The organism is Larkinella rosea (assembly GCF_003858635.1).
GTDB classification, from domain to species: Bacteria; Bacteroidota; Bacteroidia; order Cytophagales; family Spirosomataceae; genus Larkinella; species Larkinella rosea.
Genome location: NZ_RQJO01000009.1, coordinates 394,740 through 416,179, shown reverse-complemented (window position 1 = coordinate 416,179; position 21,440 = coordinate 394,740). Strand labels below are relative to the sequence as shown.

The following is a 21,440-nucleotide window of genomic DNA, read 5'->3' as shown; positions in this document are numbered from 1 at the left end:
TCATACTGAATGGATAATATGCCGCAAAAAAGAACGAACTACCCGTGATAAAATGTCCCGTTGATCGTCAACTTTTTATTTTTCGGGGACGTAACCCAGTCGCGTCCGCTCGGTTTTGGCCCACTCGACCAAAAGCTGCTTCTGCGACTCACTCAATTCGGCATCGTGGTGCAGCATCGTGTAAGCCGGCAAAGGCATGTGCCCTTCCTCCACCTCTTCGCCGATTTCTTCCAGTTTATGATCCATCCGTTTTTTGTCGTACGCGGCAAAGCTAGAGAAATTAAGCTCTGATTTGCCCTCATTGACGTGATTGGCCAGCCACAAACTCACCGGACTGATGTTGGCATACCAGGGGTATTTGGTGTGGTTGGAATGGCAGTCATAACACGCCACTTTCAAGGTTTGCATAACCGGTTCGGGCACTTGAACGGCATGGGTAATGTCCTGGGGCGAATCGGCGCTGCCCTCGTTTTTGTCGGGACGAATGAACTGAATACCGATGAGCAATACGGCAATACCGATGAGTACCTTTTTCATCATTGGAGGAAGGGTTTTACGTTGACGATAGACCATTGACCACCGACCCTTGTCAATCGTCAATGGTCGGTGGTCAATGGTCTTCCAAATTAACTCCGCTTAAAAATAGAAACTTTCCGATTACAAAAAAACGGAAACCGTCGTGGACAGTTTCCGTTTTCGCTGATCGATGAACCCCTTCTTAGCGTTCCCGACGCAGTACTTCATCGATCAGGCCGTATTCTTTGGCTTCATCGGCCCGGAACCACTTATCACGATCGGAATCTTTTTCGATTTGCTCCTTCGTTTTTCCGGAATGGCTGGCAATAATTTCGTACAGTTCGTCCCGAAGTTTAACGATTTCGCGGGCGGTGATTTCAATATCGACCGACTGGCCCTGGGCGCCACCCGACGGCTGGTGAATCATCACCCGGGCGTGTGGCAGTGCCGACCGTTTGCCTGCGGCTCCACCACACAGCAAAACCGCCCCCATCGAAGCAGCCAGGCTCGTACAAACCGTGGCGACATCGGGCCGGACATACTGCATGGTATCATAAATTCCCAAACCGGCATACACCGAACCACCCGGACTGTTGATGTACATCAGGATGTCCTTCTTCGGATCGGCCGATTCGAGGAATAATAACTGGGCCACAATAATATTCGCAATGTTGTCATCGACGCCCATGCCCATGAAGATGATCCGATCGGCCATCAGACGGGAAAATACGTCCACTTCCCGGAAGTTCATCGGACGTTCCTCGATTACCGAGCGGGTCATGTTTTCAACCGTATGGTTCATATAACCATCGACCGTCAGACCGTTCAGTCCCATGTGGTGAACGGCAAATTTGCGGAATTCATTTCCTTGATTCATACTGATCTGCTTTCTGTTTAGCGCAACGAAAATACAAACATAACCTACTCTCTGGTTCCCGCTTAGTGGCATCGGTCTTTTTTTACCGACGGCGGGTTTTAAAGACCGCCAACGCGTTGAAACCAACTGCCCCTTCGCCGGTGTTGTGATACAAAAATGGGCATCAAACCCGGTTTTGATAGTCGGTTTGACTTATTATATTGTCAGAATTTCTTGAGACATCATGGATACAAATGCTCAAATTCGTTTACTGCGCCAGAAGAAGGGCTATTCGCAGGAAAACATGGCCGATATGCTGGGCCTGTCAACGACCGCTTACGGTGACATTGAGCGGGGAAAAACCGATTTAACGATTTCGCGTTTACAACAAATTGCGACGGCACTCGGCACCACCGCTCCCCAGCTGCTTTCGGGCGAACTGCCTCCGCAACCGGAACTGTACCCGGCCGAAGTCGTTCATCAGGCGGAAACCCTGAAATCGGAACAGGAACGAAAAGACCTCGAAATTGAAAAGCTCCGGATGGAAGTGGCCTACTGGAAGCGGAAAGCCGAAGATCTGGCGCTGGTCGAAGTGGTCCGCCATTTTGTTCCACCCACGAACCGAAACCGAATCGGGTTTTAATTCCCACCCCGTCAGCGGTCGAAGACCCTGACGGCGGTGACAACTAAAACCCGAATCTACTATTTGCAATTTATAAACCGCTTAATCTACTTAACCACTGTCAGGGTCTGACGACCGCTAAACAGGGTTAAGCTTGTGGTTGACGAGCGGCAACAAGTTCTTTAAATTCATCCACGGTAACGGTCCGGGGTGCCAGCGTCAGTTTGCTCTTGATGACGTCGATGACCTTATCGTCGGACAGGCGGTTGTACATTTTCATGTAATTCTCCCCTTTTTCGTCCATCAGATACTGCTGGGCAATTTTGTCGATCGTTTGCCCCATCTGTTCGTCATCACCGTAAAAACCGAACTGCTCCCGCACCATGCCGCGCGTTACGTTCAACACATCTTCGTAAGACACGTTGATTTCGTTTTCGCTGGCGATTTTATTCTTGATCAACTGCAATTTCACCGACCGGGCGAACGCATCGTATTGTTCCTCCACTTCCTGCTCCGACACATTTCCTTCATTGGTCGTCAAAAGCCATTGTTTCAGGAAGTCGTCCGGCAGCGAAATGGCGATGTTGTCCAGCAACGCCTGCTCGATATCGAGCCGTTGCAGCGTATCGGATTCCCGACCGTAGTTGCCTTTGATCACTTCCAGCACTTTCTCACGAAACTGCTCTTCGCTATCCACGACATTTGGGCCCAATACTTTATCGAAAAACTCCTGACCGATTTCGGCCTGTTCCGGGCGGGTCACATCATCGACGGTAAAGGTAAATTCACCGGCCAGTTCAGCCGCTTCTTCCTTCTTCAACCCCGTTGCCAAACCGCGTGATTTTTCATCCGGAAACGTTTTCTGAATATCGAACGTAACCGTATCGCCTTTTTTCAAACCCACAAACTTCGGCAGTTCGTCAGCCGCAATCTGCTTGGTTGGGAAGGCGGTTTTTGTTGCAAACGGTTCACCCCCCTCTTCTTTCGCCGGTTGTTTCAGTTCGCCGTAAATCATGTCGCCTTCTGCCGACTCGTCCACGTTGGCCTGACCGCTAAACCGGGTTTTCAGCTCGTCGATGGTCGAATTCAGTTCGGTTTCACCCGCTTCGATCTCATACGCGGTAACGGCCGGAATGGCATCGAAATCGACTTCGAAATCGGAAGCCAGACCCAGGTTATAATTGAACTCGAACTCGTTTTGGCTATCCCAGTCGATGGCATCGGCCTGTTCACGGTCCGGCAGCGGATCACCAACAACCTGAAGTTTGTTATCGCGAATGTAATTACTGACGGTATTTTTCAGCAACTCGTTGATTTCTTCCACCAGCACACTTTTGCCGTACATTTTCTGAATCAACGAAGACGGTACTTTACCCGGACGAAAGCCTTTGATACTGGCCCGACGACCGTAATCTTTCAATTTCTTATCGACTTCCGGCTGATAATCGCTTTTTGACAACTTGATTTTCAGCGAAGCATTGGTTTCCGTCGATTTCTCTAATGCAATTTCCACGATACACTAATTTTGAATGTAAGAATGAGTGAATGTGAGAATGTGAAAAAACCGCTAACGATCCATTCACTCATTCACTCATTCACTCATTCGCAATTAAACTGTACGGGCGGAGGGACTCGAACCCCCATGCCTTGCGGCACCAGATCCTAAGTCTGGCACGTCTACCAATTTCGCCACGCCCGCGAATAAAATTAGTTTCAGACCCCGACGTTATGGATTCAACGGATACCAAATCCCTGAACGTCCAGCCCCAAAACTATTTTTTGGCCTGCAAAAGTACAAATGATTTCTGTATCGAACAACCACTTCCGGAAAGAGGATTATTTTTTCTAACGATTCCTTTGAATTGCTGAGCCAGTTTTTTAATATTATTGTGTATCCTGTACCTGAATGCGATGCAGAGTGTAACAGAAGAAGAAGGACACACCCTTATGAGCGTAACTGCTGAACCGGTCATTGACCTTGACCAGGAACGGAAAGAAATTTTAAAGTGCTACCGGCGATTACTGCGGGAAGCCAAGCCAATGTTGAAGGATCATGACGCCAAATTGATCAAAAAGGCGTTTAATACTTCGCTGGAAGCCCACCAGAACATGCGCCGTCGGTCGGGCGAACCTTATATTTATCACCCGCTGGCCGTTGCCCAGATTGCCGTCGAAGAAATCGGATTAGGAACGACTTCCATCGTGGCTGCCCTGTTGCACGATGTGGTTGAGGATACCGAAATGACGATTGCCGACATCGACCGGCTTTTTGGGCCGAAAGTGGCCCGGATCATCGACGGTTTGACCAAGATTTCGGGAAAGTTTGAGTACGGCTCCTCGCAACAGGCCGAGAATTTCCGCAAAATGCTGCTGACGTTGTCGGATGATGTGCGGGTAATCCTGATCAAGCTGGCCGATCGGCTGCACAACATGCGGACACTCGACTCGATGCCCCGCGACAAGCAGCTCAAAATTGCCTCCGAAACCATTTTCATCTATGCCCCGCTGGCCCACCGCCTGGGTCTGAACGCAATCAAGTCGGAGCTGGAAGATTTGTATCTGAAATACGCCGAGCCGGAAGCCTACAAAGACATTGCCCGAAAACTGCGGGAAACCAAAACATCGCGGGATCGTTTTATTGCCCGGTTTATTGAACCAATCGAGGACGATTTGCGGGAAATGGGGTATGACTTTGTGGTCAAAGGCCGCCCAAAATCCATTTACTCCATTTATAACAAGCTGAGCAAACAGAAAAAACCGTTCGAGGAAATCTTCGACCTGTTTGCCATCCGGATCATTCTGAACGTTCCGCCCGAAAGCGAAAAGGCGGGTTGCTGGCAGGCTTATTCGATTGTTACGGATCACTATAAACCCAATCCGGACCGGCTGAAAGACTGGATCAGCACCCCCCGCGCCAACGGATATGAATCACTGCACACAACGGTGATGAGCAAAGCCGGGCAGTGGGTGGAAGTGCAGATCCGGACCGCCCGGATGAACGAAATTGCCGAAAAGGGATACGCAGCCCACTGGAAATACAAAGGCAACGAAACCCAGACCGGGCGGGGCATCGACACCTGGATCAGCCAGGTTCGCGAAATGCTTGAATCGGCCAGCAACGAGAAAACCGGTGCCATTGAGTTTCTGGACGATTTCCGGAGCAATTTATACAGCGAAGAGGTTTTCGTTTTCACCCCCAAAGGTGATTTGAAAGTACTTCAGCGCGGAGCTACGGCCCTGGATTTCGCCTTTGATATTCACACCCAGATCGGGGCGCGGTGTATGGCGGCCAAGGTCAACACGACGCTGGTGCCGCTCAGTCACGTGCTGAACAATGGCGATCAGGTTGAAATTATTACCTCCAACAAGCAAAAACCGAATGAGGACTGGCTGCGGTTTGTGGTGACGTCGAAGGCCAAAACCAAGATCAAGGACCTCATTAAGGAGGAAAACAAACAGCATATTACGGACGGGCGCGAAGCGGTTGCGAAGAAACTGAAAACGCTGCGTCTGGAACTCACGAACGAAATCCTGAACCAGCTCCGGGCTTATTTCGGCTCTAAAACGTCCAATGATTTCTTCTACCGGGTTGGGAAGGGGCACATTGACGTTCAGGAACTTAAAAAATTCAAGTCCGACAAGGAGTCGAAAGAAAACCGCCAGAACAAACTCAATACCGATACGCTGCAGGACGGTAAGCAGTTCGAAAAAGAACTGAAAAAGCTCCACGGCGAACGCGCCGATGCCGACATGCTGCTCATTGGGGAAGACATGGACCGGATCGATTACACGCTGGCCAAGTGCTGCAATCCGATTTCGGGCGACGACGTTTTTGGGTTTGTAACCGTGAACGAGGGAATCAAAATTCACCGGACCACCTGCCCGAATGCCGTCGAGCTGATGTCGAACCACGGCAACCGCATCATCAAGGCCAAATGGACCTCGCAGCGCGATCTGGCGTTTCTGGCCGGTTTGCGGATCACGGGCACCGACCGCGTCGGGCTGGTCAATGACGTCACAAAAATCATCAGCAACGAACTGCACATCAACATCCGTTCGATCACGATCGATTCGAAAGACGGAATTTTTGAAGGAACCCTGAAGTTATACGTTCACAACACCCGCCACCTCGAAGAGCTGATGAAAAAACTCGAAAAAGTCGACGGAGTCGTGAAAGTAGCCCGATTTGATTAATTTTGTTTTTAACTAGCAAGTTTAGGGTTGACAGCGGTGGCTCGCGTATTGGAATTTCATTCATTATCTCATTTCAAAACCCTTCGCCCCAAGCCCTGAACCCATACCCGTGAAGTTATGCCACTAGCGAAACAAGCCAACCTGGATGCCGCAAAGAAAATTTTTACGGCATATCTCGAAAGCAAAGCACTCCGGAAGACGCCGGAACGCTTCGCCATTCTTGACGAAATCTATAACCGTGAAGATCATTTTGATGTAGATGAACTCTATATCTCGATGAAAAATAAAAAATATCAGGTGAGTCGGGCCACGGTGTACAACACGCTCGATGTACTGGTGGATTGTGACCTGGTGACCAAACATCAGTTCGGGAAAAACCTGGCTCAGTACGAAAAATCGTACGGTTACAAACAGCACGACCACATTATTTGTACGGATTGCCACCACGTGATGGAATTCTGCGACCCCCGCGTCCAGAACATTCAGTCGCTGGTGGGCGACATGCTGAAATTCAACGTGATGCACCATTCGCTGATTTTCTACGGAAGCTGTCAGCGCGATCATTGCGAAAACCGCTCAAAAAACGAGGAAGAAAAGGATTTGCAGGAACACGGCGGTCAACCACTGGTTTCGTAAATCGTCTGAACTAATGAATGCTACGCAGCATTTACGGACTTCGTTTCTGCCGGTGTGACACCGGAACAAATTCCGGCTTTCAAAGCGTTGGATGAAATGCGCAGCCGGTTTTACGATTCACTTTCCAAAGAGAAAGCCGGACTTGCGTCGGAAGAAGACAGGAAAGAGTTGAATCACTTCCTGGAACTTGAGCCTATCATCCGCATGGCGAAAACAAGAAAAGTTGCATAATTTCATGGTTTTGGCTTTCCATTTTATAGGATATTAAAAGGCAAAACCGCTCAAACACTTCGTTTCAACGACTAAAGGTTAACTCGATGAACGCAGTCATTTTTTAATTTTTTTTTATGGTAGATGTATTACTCGGCCTGCAATGGGGCGACGAAGGTAAGGGGAAAATTGTGGATGTACTGGCCCCGCAGTACGAAGTGGTTGCCCGGTTTCAGGGTGGGCCAAACGCTGGCCATACGCTGGAATTTGACGGTTTTAAGCACGTTTTACACCAGATTCCATCGGGAATTTTCCGGGCCGATATTAAAAATATTATCGGAAACGGCGTCGTCCTCGACCCGATTGTGTTCCGGAAAGAGATCGACGGTTTAGCCAAATACAATCTTGATCTGACCAAAAACCTCTTTATTTCCAAAAAGGCGTCGATCATTCTGCCGACTCACCGGCTGCTGGATGCGGCTTATGAACAAGCCAAAGGCGAATCGAAAATTGGTTCGACCCTGCGGGGAATCGGCCCCACGTACCAGGACAAGGTAGCCCGGCAGGGTCTGCGCGTGGGGGATGTGCTGTCGCCGAACTTTCAGGCGAAATACACCAAGCTGGTCGATCTGCACAAGGTCACGCTGGACCATCATCAGTTTGATTATCAGTCAGTTTTACCACAGGCTGAAGTGGATTTTTTTGAAGCCGTGGAGTTCATGAAGCAATTCCAGCTCGTCGAAAGCGAATACGAAGTCAACCGCGACCTGAATGCCGGTCACAAAATTCTGGCGGAAGGCGCACAGGGCTCACTGCTTGATATTGATTTTGGTTCGTATCCGTTCGTAACCAGTTCGAACACAATGACGGCGGGTGCCTGCACCGGTCTGGGGATTGCGCCCCGGCAAATCGGAGAAGTGTTCGGTATTTTCAAAGCCTACTGCACACGCGTCGGCAGCGGCCCTTTCCCGACCGAACTGTCGGACGAAACCGGGGAGCGGATGCGCGCCGAAGGTCGTGAGTTTGGGGCGACTACGGGTCGTCCGCGCCGGTGCGGCTGGCTCGATTTGCCCGCGTTGAAATACACCATCATGATCAACGGCGTGACGCAACTGATCATGATGAAGGTCGATGTGCTGAATATTTTCGATACGATCAACATTTGCACGCATTATGAATTGCCGGACGGTACGGTTTCGGAGCAATTGCCTTACGACCTTTGCGATACGGCCGTAAAACCGGTTTACAAAGAATTCAAAGGCTGGAAAACCGCCCTGACGGATTTCCACACCTACGAAGAAGTTCCGGCCGAATTAACGGCTTATATCGACTTCCTGGAGGCCGAGCTGGGTCTGCCCATCAGCTTTATCTCCACCGGCCCGGATCGGGAAGCGATCATTCACCGCGAAGCCGTCGTTTAACCAGGCATCGGTTCACCATACAAATTTCATAGACCTGCTGGGATGTAACCTTTGGCAGGTCTTTTTTTGTTACTTTTGGAATCTTAAACCCAACTTCAATGGACCATTCTTCACTTTTCGATCGTCGGGGTTTTCTTAAAAAAGGAGTGCTGACCACGATGGCCGGGCTGGTAGGAACCCGAATTGCCTTTGCTGACCGGATGCCGACCGGCTATATTCCGCTGGTTTTTGCGGAACCCAATCCCATGGTAATCAAGCACAAAGACATGGTTGTGCTGAATGACAAACCCTGGAACGTCGAAGCACCGGCTTCCCTGCTCGACGATGCGGTTACACCCGCTGATAAAATGTTCATCCGCAACAACGGTCTGATTCCCGACAGCATCGACCTTGCCAAGTGGGAACTCACGATCAACGGCGAATCGGTAAAAGCGCCCAAAACCTACACGCTAAACGATTTAAAGAAGCGTTTCAAGACGTATACCTACCAGTTGGTACTCGAATGTGCCGGAAATGGCCGGGCGGGCTATACGCCCCAAACCGCTGGCAATCAATGGACTGACGGAGCGGTAAGCTGCGCCGAATGGACGGGCGTGCGGCTGAAAGATATCCTGGCCGATGTCGGCCTGAAAGACGATGCGGTTTACATCGGGTATTTGGGCAAAGATCTTCACGTCAGTCAGGACCCGACTAAACCGGTTATTTCGCGGGGCGTTCCCATCAAAAAAGCGCTGGAAGACGAAACCCTGGTGGCCTGGGCCATGAACGGCAAAGATATTCCCCTGACGCACGGCCACCCGCTGCGGTTGGTGGTAGGCGGCTGGCCCGCGTCGGTTTCGGGTAAATGGCTGCACACCATTTCGGTGCGTAACAAAGTCCACGACGGCGCAAAAATGACCGGAAAAAGTTACAAAGTTCCGATCAACCCCGTTCAGCCCGGGGTCGATCCGCCGGAAGATCAGTTCAGGATCATTGAATCCATGCCGGTCAAATCGCTCATCACGTTTCCCAAAACCGGTGCGACGGTGGATTTGGGCCAGTCCATTGCGTTGCGCGGACATGCCTGGGCGGGCGACCGAACGGTAAAAACCGTTCAGATTTCGTTTGATTTCGGCAGTACGTGGCAGAGCTGCAAAGTACAAAATCCGAAAAACCGCCTGGCCTGGCAACAGTGGTCGATTGAGCTGAAACTTCCGCAAAAAGGGTATTACGAAATCTGGGCGCGGGCCGTCGACGATGCCGGTGTTTCGCAACCGATGGTGATGCCCCAGTGGAATCCGGAAGGCTATTGCAACAATGCCTGCCACCGGATTGCGGTCAAGGTCGTTTAAGCCTTATTGGGCGGGATGGTTTCGGTGGCTGCCCGTTGGGTGTATCCGCCGAAGCCGTACCCTTTCGGCCCGGCGCACAATCAAAGGCACCTGCTCCGCCGTAACGTTCTGTTTATCAATACCGTAGGCTCGTTCTTCGGCCAGACTAAGGCGCTTCAGGCCAAAATACCCATTCATGGTCAGCTTGTCAATAAGACTTAGTTCATTTTCGTACGACAAAAACCGGTTGATGATGATGAACCGGAAATCGCCGATAAAGTTCGGATGGGTGTCGAGCGGACGGTATTTCGGATTTAACTGAACTTCCTGATTACGAACCAGTTCTTCATTACGAACCAGTTCTTCGACCACTTTCCGAAACAGCAGCGGAGGGTTATCAGCACGTATTTGAGTGTTGTCTGGAAGGTCAGCGTCCAGAAAATGGCCGACGCCCCGCCCAGGGTCAGATCCTCAGTAATAACCCGATCTTCAATAATGGCGCGGTAAGTGTATAATGGGAGGTCCTGATGTCGCCAAAAACGATTCCGACCGCCACCAGCAAACCGGCTGCGGCTAGTTTATCCAGATTCGAATGTTTGCTCACGCGTTAAAAAAGCGTCATACGCGTTCAAATCCGAACCAATGACTACCGGGTAAACATCCCTACCCGGCGGGAGTCCAGTTTCAGGAAAATAAACAAGAGAATTGAAAACGACCACAGCGACGAGCCGCCGTAACTGAAAAACGGCAAGGGAATACCGATGACGGGCATCAGGCCAATGGTCATACCAACATTGATCATGAGGTGGAAAAAGATGATTCCGGCCACTGAATACCCGTAGACCCGAGCAAACCGCGTCCGTTGTTTTTCGGCCAGCAACACGATGCGGCACAGCAGAAAAACGAACAGGCATACCACAATCAGACTCCCGATAAAACCGTGTTCCTCGCCAATCGTGCAGAAAATAAAGTCGGTGCTTTGTTCAGGAACGAAATCGAGTTTGGTTTGCGTCCCTTCCAGAAAACCCTTGCCCTGCAACCGTCCGGAACCAATGGCAATTTTAGCCTGCGTCACGTTCCAGCCCGCGCCCAGCGGGTCGGCGGCCGGGTTGATCAACACCTTGATGCGGTTTTGCTGGTGTTTTTGCAAAACGCTGTTCACAAAAAAATCAACACCGGCTACAATGGCGATCATTGCCACCGCCGTAATGCCAATCACCATCACATTCTGGAACGAACGCTGGTAGCGTGGAGTCAGGAAGAAAACGAGTATTCCCAGTGCTAAAATACCGCCAAAGAGAAAGAGTTTGGGCACGATCAGCGTCAGGATAAACAATGTGACGATCACAATCGCAATCAGTGGATAAACGCCCGGCAAGCCTTCGCGATACAGCATGATAATGAACGATGCGAAAACCAGCATCGAGCCGGTTTCGTTCGATGCAATGATGAGCACGGCCGGCAGCGCGATGATTCCAGCGCACCAGAGCTGGTCTTTGAGTTTGGTCAGGTTGACGTTCGGATAGTCGATGTATCGGGCCAGTGCCAGGGCCGTCGCCAGCTTGGCAAACTCGGCGGGCTGAATGGAAAAACCGCCAAATTTAAACCAGGACCGCGAACCGTTGATGTTCGAACCCGCCACCAGTACCAGTAACAGAGACAGAATCGTGGCTCCGTAAATGACAAAAGCGAAGGTGTCCCAAAACCGGTAATTGATCACCAGAATGGCAATAATGAGCAAAACCGTCGTACCGATCCACATCAACTGTTTACCGGCGTTGGTCGACATGTCGAACAGATTCGTCTGGATTTCAGGACTATACACCGCTGCGTACACATTCAGCCAGCCCATCAGCACGCAGGCAATGTATAGCATGAGTGTTACCCAATCGATGTTTTGCGTAATCTGCGGTTCTCGGGAAACCAATGGAATACTAAATTATGAATGGTGAATGATGAATTAATTTCCGTTGGTGGTCACGGGCCGTGATGCCAGTGATTTCGGTTCCACCGGGACAGGCGTCGGCTGCTGTGGTATCGTTTTGACGATCAGCGGTTTTGCCGCACTATCCTTCGGCATTTCATACTTTTTAGGAGCGGGTTTCTTGGGTAAGGTCACAGCGGGCAGGTAATTGGACTCCTTCACTTTCTTGTCGAGCGCGTGATTGTCGACCCGCCGTTTGATGTATTTTTCGATCACCAGTGAAGCCACGGAAGCGGCAGCAATACCGCCCCAACCTGCGTTTTCGACAAAAACCGCAATGGCAATTTTGGGATTTTCGCGTGGAGCGAAGGCGACAAAAATGGAGTGATCCTTTCCTTTTTTGTTTTGCGACGTACCGGTTTTTCCGCAGATGGTAATGCCCGGAATGTTGGCAGCCATCGTGGTTGTTCCGTGTTCAACGGCCCCCTGCATTCCCTCGGCAAGGATCTCGAAATGACGCGGATCGATACCGACTTCGTGTTTTTCAAGGTATTTGGGATCAATGCCTTCGCCCGGTTTGCCAATACCGCTCACAATATGCGGAGTATAAAACCAGCCCCGGTTGGCAACGATGGCGGCCACATTCGCCATTTTCAAGGGATTGATCAGCAATTCACCTTCGCCAATGCTGAGGGAATAAACTGTCGAAAATTTCCAGTGGTTTTCGCCATACATCCGGTTGTAATAATCCGCATCCGGCAAACTACCCTTCAACTCACCCGGCAAATCGACGCCCAGTTTCTGCCCAATTCCGAATTTAGATACCATATCGTGCCAGTGGTGCAGCCCCATCGCCGACGCTTTAAAGGTATTCCGTTCGTTGTTATTGTAGAGCAATCGCCGAAAAACATGGTAGAAATAGGGATTGCAGGAATATTGAACCGCTCCGGCCAGGTTTAAACGACCCGAGCGATTGCAGTGGCATTTCATCGGCGAACCCGCGTGACTAAATATCGAACTGGGTGCCACTGCGCCATCCTGCAACGCCACCATCGCCTGGATCAACTTAAATGTCGAACCGGGCCGGTAACTCGCCATCACCGGACGGTTGATCAGCGGTTTATACGGATTTTTAGCCAGTTTCGCGTAGCTTTTGGAGAAAAACCGGCTCGATAAAGAATTCGGATCGTAGGTCGGTGCCGAAACCATTGCCAGAATCTGACCGGTCGATGGCTCGATGGCCACCACGCTGCCGACTTTGTTTTGCATCAACGTATCGGCATATTGCTGAATCTCGACATCAATGCCCGTATACAGGTTTTTGCCCGCAACCGCCAGCGAATCAAAAGCGCCGTTTTTCCAGGAGCCCTTGACAACCTGATGCACATTCTGCATCACGAATTTAACCCCCCGCTGGCCGCGCAAAACCGACTCATACTGCTGCTCCAAACCGCTTCGGCCAATGTAGTCGCCCTGCCGGTAGTAGGGCGTTTCCTGTTCGTCCAGTTGCTTTTTACTGATTTCGCTGACGTAACCCAGCGCATTTGCCAAGGTATGGGCCGGATAGGTCCGCATCGAACTCGTTACGTGCTCGAAACCGCGGTAATCGACCAACGCATCCTGAATCCGGGCAAAATCTTCTTTGGATAATTGCCGCAGAAACAACGACGGTTTTACGTAGGAATACGATTTCGCATTGTTCATGATGCTGTCAAATTCCGAACGCTCCAGTTCCATTAACCGGCAAAAAGCAGCTGTATCGGCAATCTGCACCTTTTTGGGCGTCACGTACAGATCATAAACCGGTGTATTGTAGACAATAAACTTCCCGCTCCGGTCATAAATCTGGCCGCGATAGGGAATTTCGATGATCCGCTTGATGGAATTACTCGACGATTCAAGGGAATAACTGTCATCCAGAATTTGCAGATAAAACAACCGCAACAGATAGACCAGTCCAACCAGACAGAAAACGCCGATAACAATGTATTTTCTGTTCTCAATCATAAAAACATAACCCGGAAATCCCGCTACACACCATACCAACTTAGATACAAATATAACGAGATTACGAGTTAAGAATTAGGAGTTAAGAATTAAAAGTTACGGTGTCGGCTGTTGGCTATTATCAAACTTATTAAAATCCTCTGGCGAGCGTTTTCACCCGGATCAGGTACATATCGGCCGTGATGTAGAGCGTCGAACCGTCGTCGCCGAACGCACAGTTGGCCGTGGCAACACCCGTACGGATCCGGCCCAGTAATTTGCCGGGCCCATCGGCCCGGTCGGGCGCGATGACCAGAATTCCGCCCGGACCGCTCGTCCAGACCGTTCCGTTTTTATCAACCTTCAAGCCATCGGGCAGGCCCGGCCAGTTTTGCCTGACGCCCTCGGTGGCATCGTAAAAAATCCGGCCTTTGCCAACCGTTCCGTCGGCCTGCACGGGATACGCCATGACATACGGTTTTTCCGGATCAGACTGGGCGATATAGAGTGTTTTTTCATCGGGCGAGAATGCAATGCCGTTGGGTCGGGTCAGATCCGGGATGATCAGCGTCACCTTGCCGTCGGGGGTCACCCGGTAGACGCCGTGAATGTCCAGTTCCCGGGTTTTAGTGTCTTTTTCCCGGCCCGGCAATCCATACGGTGGATCGGTAAAATAAACGCTGCCGTTCGAATGCGGAGCCACATCGTTGGGACTGTTGAAGCGTTTACCGTTGTAATTGTCGGCCAACGTTTTCTTGCCACCCGATACGCCGTCCAGCCCCAGTGCCGAAATCCGCCGGTCGCCGTGTTCCGCCGAAATCAGCCGACCTTTTCCGTCGAGCGCCAAGCCGTTGCTTCCCGGTTCACCGCCGTAATCGGCGACTCCCGTATAGCCCGACGGTTTCATAAAGGCCTTGCTTCCCTCCTTCTCCGTCCACTTGAAAACCGTATTCTGGGGCACATCCGAGAACAGCAGATATCCTTCGGCATTGCCCGATTTTTTGATCCAAACCGGCCCTTCGGACCAGTCGAAACCGGTTGCGAGGACCTCCAGTTTGGCGTCTTTGGGCAATAATGCATCCAGCTTCGGGTCCAGTCGTTCGATAAAACCAATGGATGGATACGGCGTTTGGGCCACTGCCAGGCAAGTGCCCGCCATCAACAGGATCGACAAAATACTTTTTTTCATGAAATTCGGTAAGGCGTTAGGATTTGATGGGCAAAATACGAAATTATGAATAAGACGAGAGAGGTTAGACAAGAGAATAACGAAGTCCGCCGAATAGTCAGCCGCTTGTTCTTTCATCTCATGTCTAACTTCTCTACTCTCCCTCATTACTTCACCTCCAAGACCGCCCGGCCAACGCCCGGCGAGCCACCGGGCGTTGCACCTTCGGCAACGACGTGGACCGTGGTGCGGGCATCAGTTGCAAAGAACGTAACCTGTGCTTTGCCGGTTTCATCGGTTTGAATCATGGGCGCCCAGTGCAGCGTCGGGCGGTAATCCGGGCGAACGTGCTCCGGTTTAGGTTCATCGTATTTCGGAGCGTAAAACTCGCGGACAGTTTGAAAACCGGGCAGCGTCGCTACCAGCGTGCCCGGCGCTTTGTCTTTGCTGTAATCGTAATCCGTCGTTCCGCGTTTCGTATACACAGCAATGACGCCACCACTCGCCCGGCTCCCAAAAATCGTGGCTGCGGCACCTTTCAGTACATCAATGTAATCCACATCATAGACCGAAAGACCCAAAACCGCATCTTTGGAAACCGGTACGCCATCGATCGTAAACAGCGGTTCGATAACGCCCGAGAAATTGGCCGATCCGCGAATCTGAACGGTTGGACTCATGGGATTACCCGATACATTGACACCCGGAATCCGGCCCTGGAGAATCTGAAGCACCGATTGCGCACCGCCCGTCATGGTTTGGTCTAACTTCAACGTATTGCTGGCTTGTCCGTAAATTTTCCGGGAATCCGTCGGTGCTTCTCTTTTCTTACGTACCGTGACTTCTTTCAACGTGATCTCCCGGTTTCGGCGAATCTGGCGTTCAATGTCCAGGTATTCTTTGGCTCGTTTCAGGTAATCAGCTAATTCATCGCGCTGAAAAACAATCGGATTGTAGGGTATTTGGGTCCATGTAACCGTCGGACTGGTAAGGTTTTCGAGTGAGATTTCCAGATTTCGATTATTCTTGCCCAGCACGGCCTGAATCATAATCTGGGTCGAATCGCCAAAATCCAGCCCATAGACACTAAATTGCCCATTCTCGTCCGACTCACCCGTTAACACGTTCTGCGTGCTGTCCCGACGCATCATCATAAAGGTCAGTGCCACAACGCCGGGTGTTTTCTGGTTAGGCCGTACCACTTTCCCCGCCAAAACCAGTCCCTGTTCGACCAGGTGCTTCGGCGGTGCATACGTGTCCTGCAACACGTCTTTCCAGACAAATCGTCGCCAGCCCTGCGTCATCATCAGCACATCCAGATCCGTTAGCCGTTCTGTGTTGGCGGGATCGAAATAGTAACCGGGCTGCTCGATAATGCCTTTCAGATCGGAACTCAGCAGGAGATACGAAACCAGATTGGCCGCGTACAGTTCCTTTTCCAGCACCTGTCCGGCATCAGTTGCCGCCAGTGAGAGATTGGTCCGAACCGGTTTTCCGGACGCATCCGTTACGGCAATATCCATCTGAATCTTTTCGCGCGGGCTAAAAACCGGTTTCGACGGTTTCAGATGAACGGTCAGGCGGTTATTTCGTTCGGCAAAAACCAGTCGCTCGCCCACCGGCTGGTTGGTTTCGTCGAACAGGGTAATCTGAGCAATACCTTCCGGAAACAGGTTTCGGGGAATTTGAAGCACTACCGATTTTTTGCTCACGTCGCCCTGCGCAACCTGAATGTTTACACCACGCGACTGCGTAATTAGCGTAAACTTTCCCTGAACGCTCGCCGGTTTGTTGTTCCGAATATATACCCGCACGTTATCCCGGTTGGTAATGTTATCGACCAGCAAAACGTAGCCCTCCGGCCGGGCGTCGGGAATCGGAAATGGGTGGATGCTGCCATCGTCCAGTTTCACGTATGCCGTGTAATGCTGCCCCGTTTCCGGCGTTATGGAAAAAAAACCCATGCCCAGGTGTTTGGTCGAAAACCCGGAGACGGTGTCGCCCGCCGAACTCATTACAAAACCGGAGGTCATCAACCCTTTTCCCGACGGACTCACGGTTTTGAACGCAATTCGCCCTTCGATGCCGTTCACCAGTTGGCCGCCTTCCGGAAAAAACTGCACGCCGGGTCGAACGTTCGGGGGTTGGTTGCTGCCGGCCTGCGCCGGTTCCGTATCCGTGTGCAAAATCGTGAGCGGTTTCGTGAAGAAATAATCTTCCGAAAAATTCCGCATCCAACCCGTATACGCCCGCAACACGTAACCGCCAGCCGCCAGCGAATCGCCCAGGGCAATATCGCCAGCAGCGTAACCGTTTTCCGCCCGCAGAATGCGATGAACCACGACTTTCCGGCTCTCGATTTGCAGTAAATCAACGTATAATACCTTACTGATCGAATCGGCCAGGTGCTCGGGACCGTCAAAAAGGTAGCCTTTCATCCAGATCGTTTCGCCAACGGTATAATACGGTTTGTCGGTCTGAACGTATACTTTTTCGTTCGGATAAGCGGTGTGGTACGCCCGAAACCGATCGATTAAACGGGTCGGAAAATCATCCGCAGCAAAACCGAACGCCAGTAAAACCGGAATAATGACCATTCCGCCCAAACGCCGAAATGAAACAATTCGTAGATTCATTGAGTAGTATTTCAAAATAATATGGTAATAAAACAAATACTCGCCTATAAATTAGCAACCTGATTGGCTAGTCCCCCAAAAAATGACCAAACCAACCCGTAAAACTGCACTTGTCGTTGGAGCAACCGGCCTGATCGGTAACCTGCTGACTCATCGCCTTGTCGATTCGTCGGCTTATGAAAAAGTGAAAGTCCTGGTTCGTCATTCGCTGGGCTGGCAACACCCTCATTTACAGGAAATTCAATACGACTTCAATCACCCGAATGGTTTGCTGATTCAGGCCGATGACATTTATTGCTGCCTCGGGACGACGATGAAAAAAGCCGGCTCCAAAGAAGCTTTTCAAAAAGTTGACTACCAATATCCCTTAGACGTTGCAAAACGGGCTTTGGTCAACCGGGCAAAACAATTTTTATTGGTATCCTCCATGGGAGCCAATCCAAATTCTTCTTTTTTCTACAACCGGGTCAAGGGCGAACTGGAACGCGATCTGATGGCCTTAAACTACCCGGCGCTTCTGATTTTTCGGCCTTCGCTCCTGCTGGGCGATCGCAAAGAGTTTCGCCTGGGCGAACGCATCGGGGAAAGCCTGATGAAACTATTCAATCCGCTGATACCGGCCAGATACAAGGGTGTTCAGGTCGATAGCGTCGCCAATGCCATGAGTCAGAAAGCCCAGCTTGGACTGACCGGAACGCATATTTTTGAGTCGGATCAGCTTCAGAATTTTTAATTTATGCAAACTGCCTCTTTGATCCGCTACGGCCTTACTGCGCCCCTGGCAGAGCCGCGTATGCTTTGCGCCGGTCCGCTTACTATGTTGTATGATCGCGGTTTTCTCCGGTATATCCGCCTGGGCGATCACGAAGTTCTACGCATGATTTACCACGCCGTCCGCGACCACAACTGGGCAACGGCCATCGGCGAAATTCAAGACGAAGTCATTGAGCAACAGGACGATTCGTTCCGCATTCGGTACCAGTATGTGTGCCGGAACGAAACGATTCACCTGCGCTGGCAGTGCGAAATTACCGGCGATCCGCAAGGAACCCTTCAGTTTACCATCAATGGAGAAGCGCTTTCCGAATTTCAACGAAACCGCGCCGGTTTTTGCGTCCTCCATCCCATTCCGGAATGTACCGGACAAGCCTGCACGCTGACGCATCCCGACGGCAGTCAGTCGGTTGCTACGTTTCCGATGGCGATCAGCCCCCACCAGCCGTTTTTCAACATTCGGGAAATGCAATGGCCCATTTCAAATGGTGGAGCTGCGGTTTTGTGGTTTGTGGGCGATGTTTTTGAAACCGAAGACCAGCGCAACTGGACGGATGCGTCCTACAAAACCTATTGTACCCCGTTGGCAAAACCGTTTCCGGTGCTGTTGAAACCCGGCGACAAAATCGAACAGTCGGTTGAACTCCGACTGGTTGGAGCGGTTTCCAGCCCATTGCATTTCCAGTCAAAGCCTGCTGAAACCGTCCTTTCGTTTGGCTCGTCGACCCAGCCAATGCCCGCTATTGGCATCGGCAGTAATTCGGAGACGCTAACCGATTCAGTGGTTGATATGCTCAAAGATGCCGGTTTTCATCACCTCCGCGTTGAGGTCAACTTTCAGAAACCGGATTGGATCGAGGTGTTCCGCAAAGCCGTTGACGACGCCACTCAATTGCAACTAAAACTCGAAATAGCTCTAATTTTCAACCAGTTAGCTAATTTCGAACTGTATACTTTTCTCAAACAAACCATCGATCCGGCCCTGGTTTATTCCGTTACTGTTCTCAGTAATTTTTCCAAATCGACACCCGTTTCCCTCATCGAACAAGTGGTTCCGCCACTCCGTCAGGCATTTCCGACGGCGCTGGTGGGTGCCGGGACGAATGCTTTTTTCGTCGCCGTCAACCGGGAAACACCACCGCTTCAAACCGTCGATTTCGTCAGTTATGCCATCAGCCCGCAGGCTCATGCCATTGATAATCTGACAATGATGGAAAATACGGCGGCTCAGGCGGATACCGTTCGGGATGCCCGGCACTGGACGCAGAACGTCCACATTTCCCCCGTGACCCTGCGTCCACGTTTCAATCCCGATGCAAAGGGCGACGATCCCGATTCAGTACCGCATCAAATGCCCTTTTCGACCGATCCACGGCAAATGGCGTTGTTCTGTGCCGCCTGGACGGTGGCCAGCCTGAAGAATCTGATGCAGGCCGGAGCCCGTTCGCTCACGTATTATGAAACCGTGGGTGAGCAGGGCATTGTGCAGGGTGATCGGCCGTCGGCTTATCCCGACCAGTTTATTTCGGAAGCCGGTACCCTATTTCCCGTATATTGGGTTTTCCAGATCCTGAACGGTTTTCGGGGTGGCAAAATCATTTCAACCACCAGCAGTCATCCGTTGAAAGTGGAGGCCCTGCTGCTGCAAAACGACCAGAGTAAGGTGTTGATTCTGGCCAATCAGACCGATGAAGTTCAGACGGTTTCCGTACCGATCCATCAACCGGTTTCGCAGTGGATACTGGACGAGATTTCCTGGCCCAAAGCCAACGTGGCTCCCGCTTCTTTCTGGGACGAAATTGAACAAAACCGGTTGCCGGATGAGACAGGACACCTGCAACTGGAATTAATACCCTACGCGACGGCTTTTCTGGAGTGGGAAAGCTAGAACGCATTTACAATTTCTTCCAGCGAAACCCCCAACCAGTGGCGGGCAATTTTGTCCAGCTGGGTTTCATCGCCCTGAATGTGCAGGGTGGTGTGGGTGTGTGTCAGACGGCCCTGGGGTTGCAACGCGGCTGCGGGTGAGGAGCTTTCCAGTTCGTAAAATTTCCCCATTTGTGGCTGGCCCGGTTTCATCGGTCCGTCGTTGTACGAATTGGCGACATCGCCCGCGTACGGTTCTTTCTGGATCTCCCAGGCCGAATTGACGTACTCCCGGTTTTTCGGATCGAAGGTAAAGGTCACGAGCGTCAGGGTCTGGGAACCAGGATCGTAACTACCGAGCCAGTTTTTGGCGCGGGCGGGTGGCACGCCAATTTTGCCCCGCTGGTTGGCATCTGCTTTAAAGAAAGCCACGCTGTCTTTCTGAATCAGCCGCGACGCCGGTACCTTCCCAAAATAGCTATCGTTGACTGCTTGCCCCTTACCGGGCTGAAACGGCACCACAATGGTGGCTTCCGGCGAAGCGTTGTACATGCCCAGAATCCAGATTGAAAGCAAGCCTTTCTCTTTCGTCCACGGATTTTTTCCTTTGTTAATCAGTGTATTGACTGATTCAATTCCGACGACTTTCAGCGAATCGCTCATGGGCACGCCGTCGGCCCCCAAAACCATGCGGATCTGTTCCGGACGTAACAAATGAATTTCCCGCTCGACGCCCACGCTGAACTTCGTTCCGGAATAATTCGTCAACTCGAAGTCTTTCGAAAACCGGGCGGAGCGGTCATCCTTCGACACCAGCGCAAACGGTTCGGAATCGATGGGTGCGGGCGTTTGCCAGTTATCGCCGTTGAATTCCACACCCGGTTTGAAATAAATCGCAAACTGACCGCCCTCAGGACCGAGCCAGAAGCGGTCTTCTCCGCCGAACGCGTTCATGTGTGGGCCAAATTTTCCGGATTCAATCAGTTCGCGGTTGATCCAGCCGTAGCTCGTCTGTCCATCGGCGGTGCTGGTCATAATGCGCCCCTGATACGCGGGGCAGATCAAAACCTGCGCTTCGCCGTCCTGCAACGTTACTAAATCGGTGTGGTGTTTTTGGAGAAAAGCGGCATCGGCGGCAAATGGATTCATTTGGGTTGTGTCGGTTTGAGAAGTTTTATCGTCAGTAGAGGAGGTCGATTGGCAGGCTACTGCACCAATCAGCAGGGGCAAGATCACCCAAAAACTCATTTTTTTCATAATTTGGCTTAGGATTCGTCAGAATTTCCCGAAATTTAACCACATCTTTTTCACATCCCGAAAA

The 21,440-nt window shown here is 51.2% G+C and carries 18 protein-coding genes and 1 tRNA gene; 8 read left to right on the top strand and 11 right to left on the bottom strand.

The window, feature by feature from the left end; translation table 11 throughout:
- Positions 1–75 precede the first annotated feature (75 nt).
- Together EHT25_RS17660 and EHT25_RS17655 are read right to left on the bottom strand one after the other, a co-directional pair.
- A complete protein-coding gene (locus tag EHT25_RS17660; RefSeq protein ID WP_124876459.1) occupies positions 76–540 on the bottom strand; it encodes a heme-binding domain-containing protein in 465 nt (154 codons plus the stop codon).
- Between the two features lie 178 nt (positions 541–718).
- The gene (locus EHT25_RS17655) at positions 719–1,393 is read right to left on the bottom strand and encodes a ClpP family protease (RefSeq protein WP_124876458.1); all 675 of its coding nucleotides are present in this window, start codon (positions 1,391–1,393) and stop codon (positions 719–721) included.
- Positions 1,394–1,616: 223 nt separating this feature from the next.
- On the opposite strand from EHT25_RS17655, the gene EHT25_RS17650 reads away from it, so the two are divergent.
- Positions 1,617–2,015, top strand: a complete 399-nt coding sequence (locus EHT25_RS17650; RefSeq protein ID WP_124876457.1) for a helix-turn-helix domain-containing protein — start codon at positions 1,617–1,619, stop codon at positions 2,013–2,015.
- A gap of 127 nt (positions 2,016–2,142) precedes the next feature.
- On the opposite strand, the gene tig is transcribed toward EHT25_RS17650, so the two are convergent.
- Together tig and EHT25_RS17640 are read right to left on the bottom strand one after the other, a co-directional pair.
- Positions 2,143–3,507, bottom strand: coding sequence for a trigger factor (gene tig / locus EHT25_RS17645; RefSeq protein ID WP_124876456.1), 1,365 nt, complete (start codon positions 3,505–3,507; stop codon positions 2,143–2,145).
- A gap of 104 nt (positions 3,508–3,611) precedes the next feature.
- A tRNA-Leu gene (locus EHT25_RS17640) sits at positions 3,612–3,693 on the bottom strand.
- 212 nt (positions 3,694–3,905) lie between these two features.
- Here EHT25_RS17640 and EHT25_RS17635 point away from each other — a divergent pair.
- The 5 genes from EHT25_RS17635 (at position 3,906) to EHT25_RS17620 (ending at position 9,786) form a co-directional block, all read left to right on the top strand.
- Positions 3,906–6,188: a RelA/SpoT family protein gene (locus tag EHT25_RS17635; RefSeq protein WP_374756166.1), complete on the top strand. Its 2,283-nt coding sequence runs from the start codon at positions 3,906–3,908 to the stop codon at positions 6,186–6,188.
- A 117-nt stretch (positions 6,189–6,305) separates the two neighbouring features.
- The gene (locus EHT25_RS17630) at positions 6,306–6,824 is read left to right on the top strand and encodes a Fur family transcriptional regulator (RefSeq protein WP_124876455.1); all 519 of its coding nucleotides are present in this window, start codon (positions 6,306–6,308) and stop codon (positions 6,822–6,824) included.
- 54 nt (positions 6,825–6,878) lie between these two features.
- Positions 6,879–7,055 (top strand): hypothetical protein, encoded by a 177-nt coding sequence (locus EHT25_RS33000; RefSeq protein ID WP_221622300.1) that lies wholly within the window; start codon positions 6,879–6,881, stop codon positions 7,053–7,055.
- Between the two features lie 116 nt (positions 7,056–7,171).
- Complete coding sequence (locus EHT25_RS17625; RefSeq protein WP_124876454.1) at positions 7,172–8,455, top strand: adenylosuccinate synthase; 1,284 nt, start codon at positions 7,172–7,174, stop codon at positions 8,453–8,455.
- A gap of 98 nt (positions 8,456–8,553) precedes the next feature.
- Entirely contained in the window at positions 8,554–9,786 is a 1,233-nt protein-coding gene (locus tag EHT25_RS17620; protein WP_124876453.1) for a sulfite oxidase, read from the top strand.
- Positions 9,787–9,789: 3 nt separating this feature from the next.
- Here EHT25_RS17620 and EHT25_RS17615 read toward each other — a convergent pair whose 3' ends face one another.
- The 6 genes from EHT25_RS17615 to EHT25_RS17590 all read right to left on the bottom strand — a co-directional run bounded on the left by EHT25_RS17615 (position 9,790) and on the right by EHT25_RS17590 (position 17,479).
- Positions 9,790–10,137, bottom strand: a complete 348-nt coding sequence (locus tag EHT25_RS17615) for a hypothetical protein (protein ID WP_124876452.1) — start codon at positions 10,135–10,137, stop codon at positions 9,790–9,792.
- Positions 10,080–10,226, bottom strand: a complete 147-nt coding sequence (locus EHT25_RS33480; protein ID WP_374756168.1) for a hypothetical protein — start codon at positions 10,224–10,226, stop codon at positions 10,080–10,082. Before EHT25_RS33480 ends, EHT25_RS17615 begins: the two co-directional genes overlap by 58 nt.
- Positions 10,227–10,411: 185 nt before the next feature.
- Positions 10,412–11,641, bottom strand: a complete 1,230-nt coding sequence (gene rodA / locus EHT25_RS17605) for a rod shape-determining protein RodA (RefSeq protein WP_124877085.1) — start codon at positions 11,639–11,641, stop codon at positions 10,412–10,414.
- 84 nt (positions 11,642–11,725) lie between these two features.
- Positions 11,726–13,696, bottom strand: coding sequence for a penicillin-binding protein 2 (gene mrdA / locus EHT25_RS17600; protein WP_124876451.1), 1,971 nt, complete (start codon positions 13,694–13,696; stop codon positions 11,726–11,728).
- 130 nt (positions 13,697–13,826) lie between these two features.
- Positions 13,827–14,864 (bottom strand): SMP-30/gluconolactonase/LRE family protein, encoded by a 1,038-nt coding sequence (locus EHT25_RS17595; protein ID WP_124876450.1) that lies wholly within the window; start codon positions 14,862–14,864, stop codon positions 13,827–13,829.
- Between the two features lie 146 nt (positions 14,865–15,010).
- Positions 15,011–17,479, bottom strand: coding sequence for a TonB-dependent receptor plug domain-containing protein (locus EHT25_RS17590; protein ID WP_124876449.1), 2,469 nt, complete (start codon positions 17,477–17,479; stop codon positions 15,011–15,013).
- Positions 17,480–17,561: 82 nt separating this feature from the next.
- Between EHT25_RS17590 and EHT25_RS17585 the strand changes: the two genes are divergently transcribed.
- On the top strand, positions 17,562–18,212 hold the full coding sequence (locus EHT25_RS17585) for an oxidoreductase (protein WP_124876448.1): 651 nt from the start codon (positions 17,562–17,564) through the stop codon (positions 18,210–18,212).
- 3 nt (positions 18,213–18,215) lie between these two features.
- Positions 18,216–20,141, top strand: coding sequence for a D-apionate lactonase family protein (locus EHT25_RS17580; protein WP_124876447.1), 1,926 nt, complete (start codon positions 18,216–18,218; stop codon positions 20,139–20,141).
- Here the strand turns inward: EHT25_RS17580 and EHT25_RS17575 are convergent.
- On the bottom strand, positions 20,138–21,376 hold the full coding sequence (locus EHT25_RS17575; RefSeq protein ID WP_221622299.1) for a DUF6786 family protein: 1,239 nt from the start codon (positions 21,374–21,376) through the stop codon (positions 20,138–20,140). The two genes, EHT25_RS17580 and EHT25_RS17575, sit on opposite strands and share 4 nt — an antisense overlap.
- Positions 21,377–21,440 lie beyond the last annotated feature (64 nt).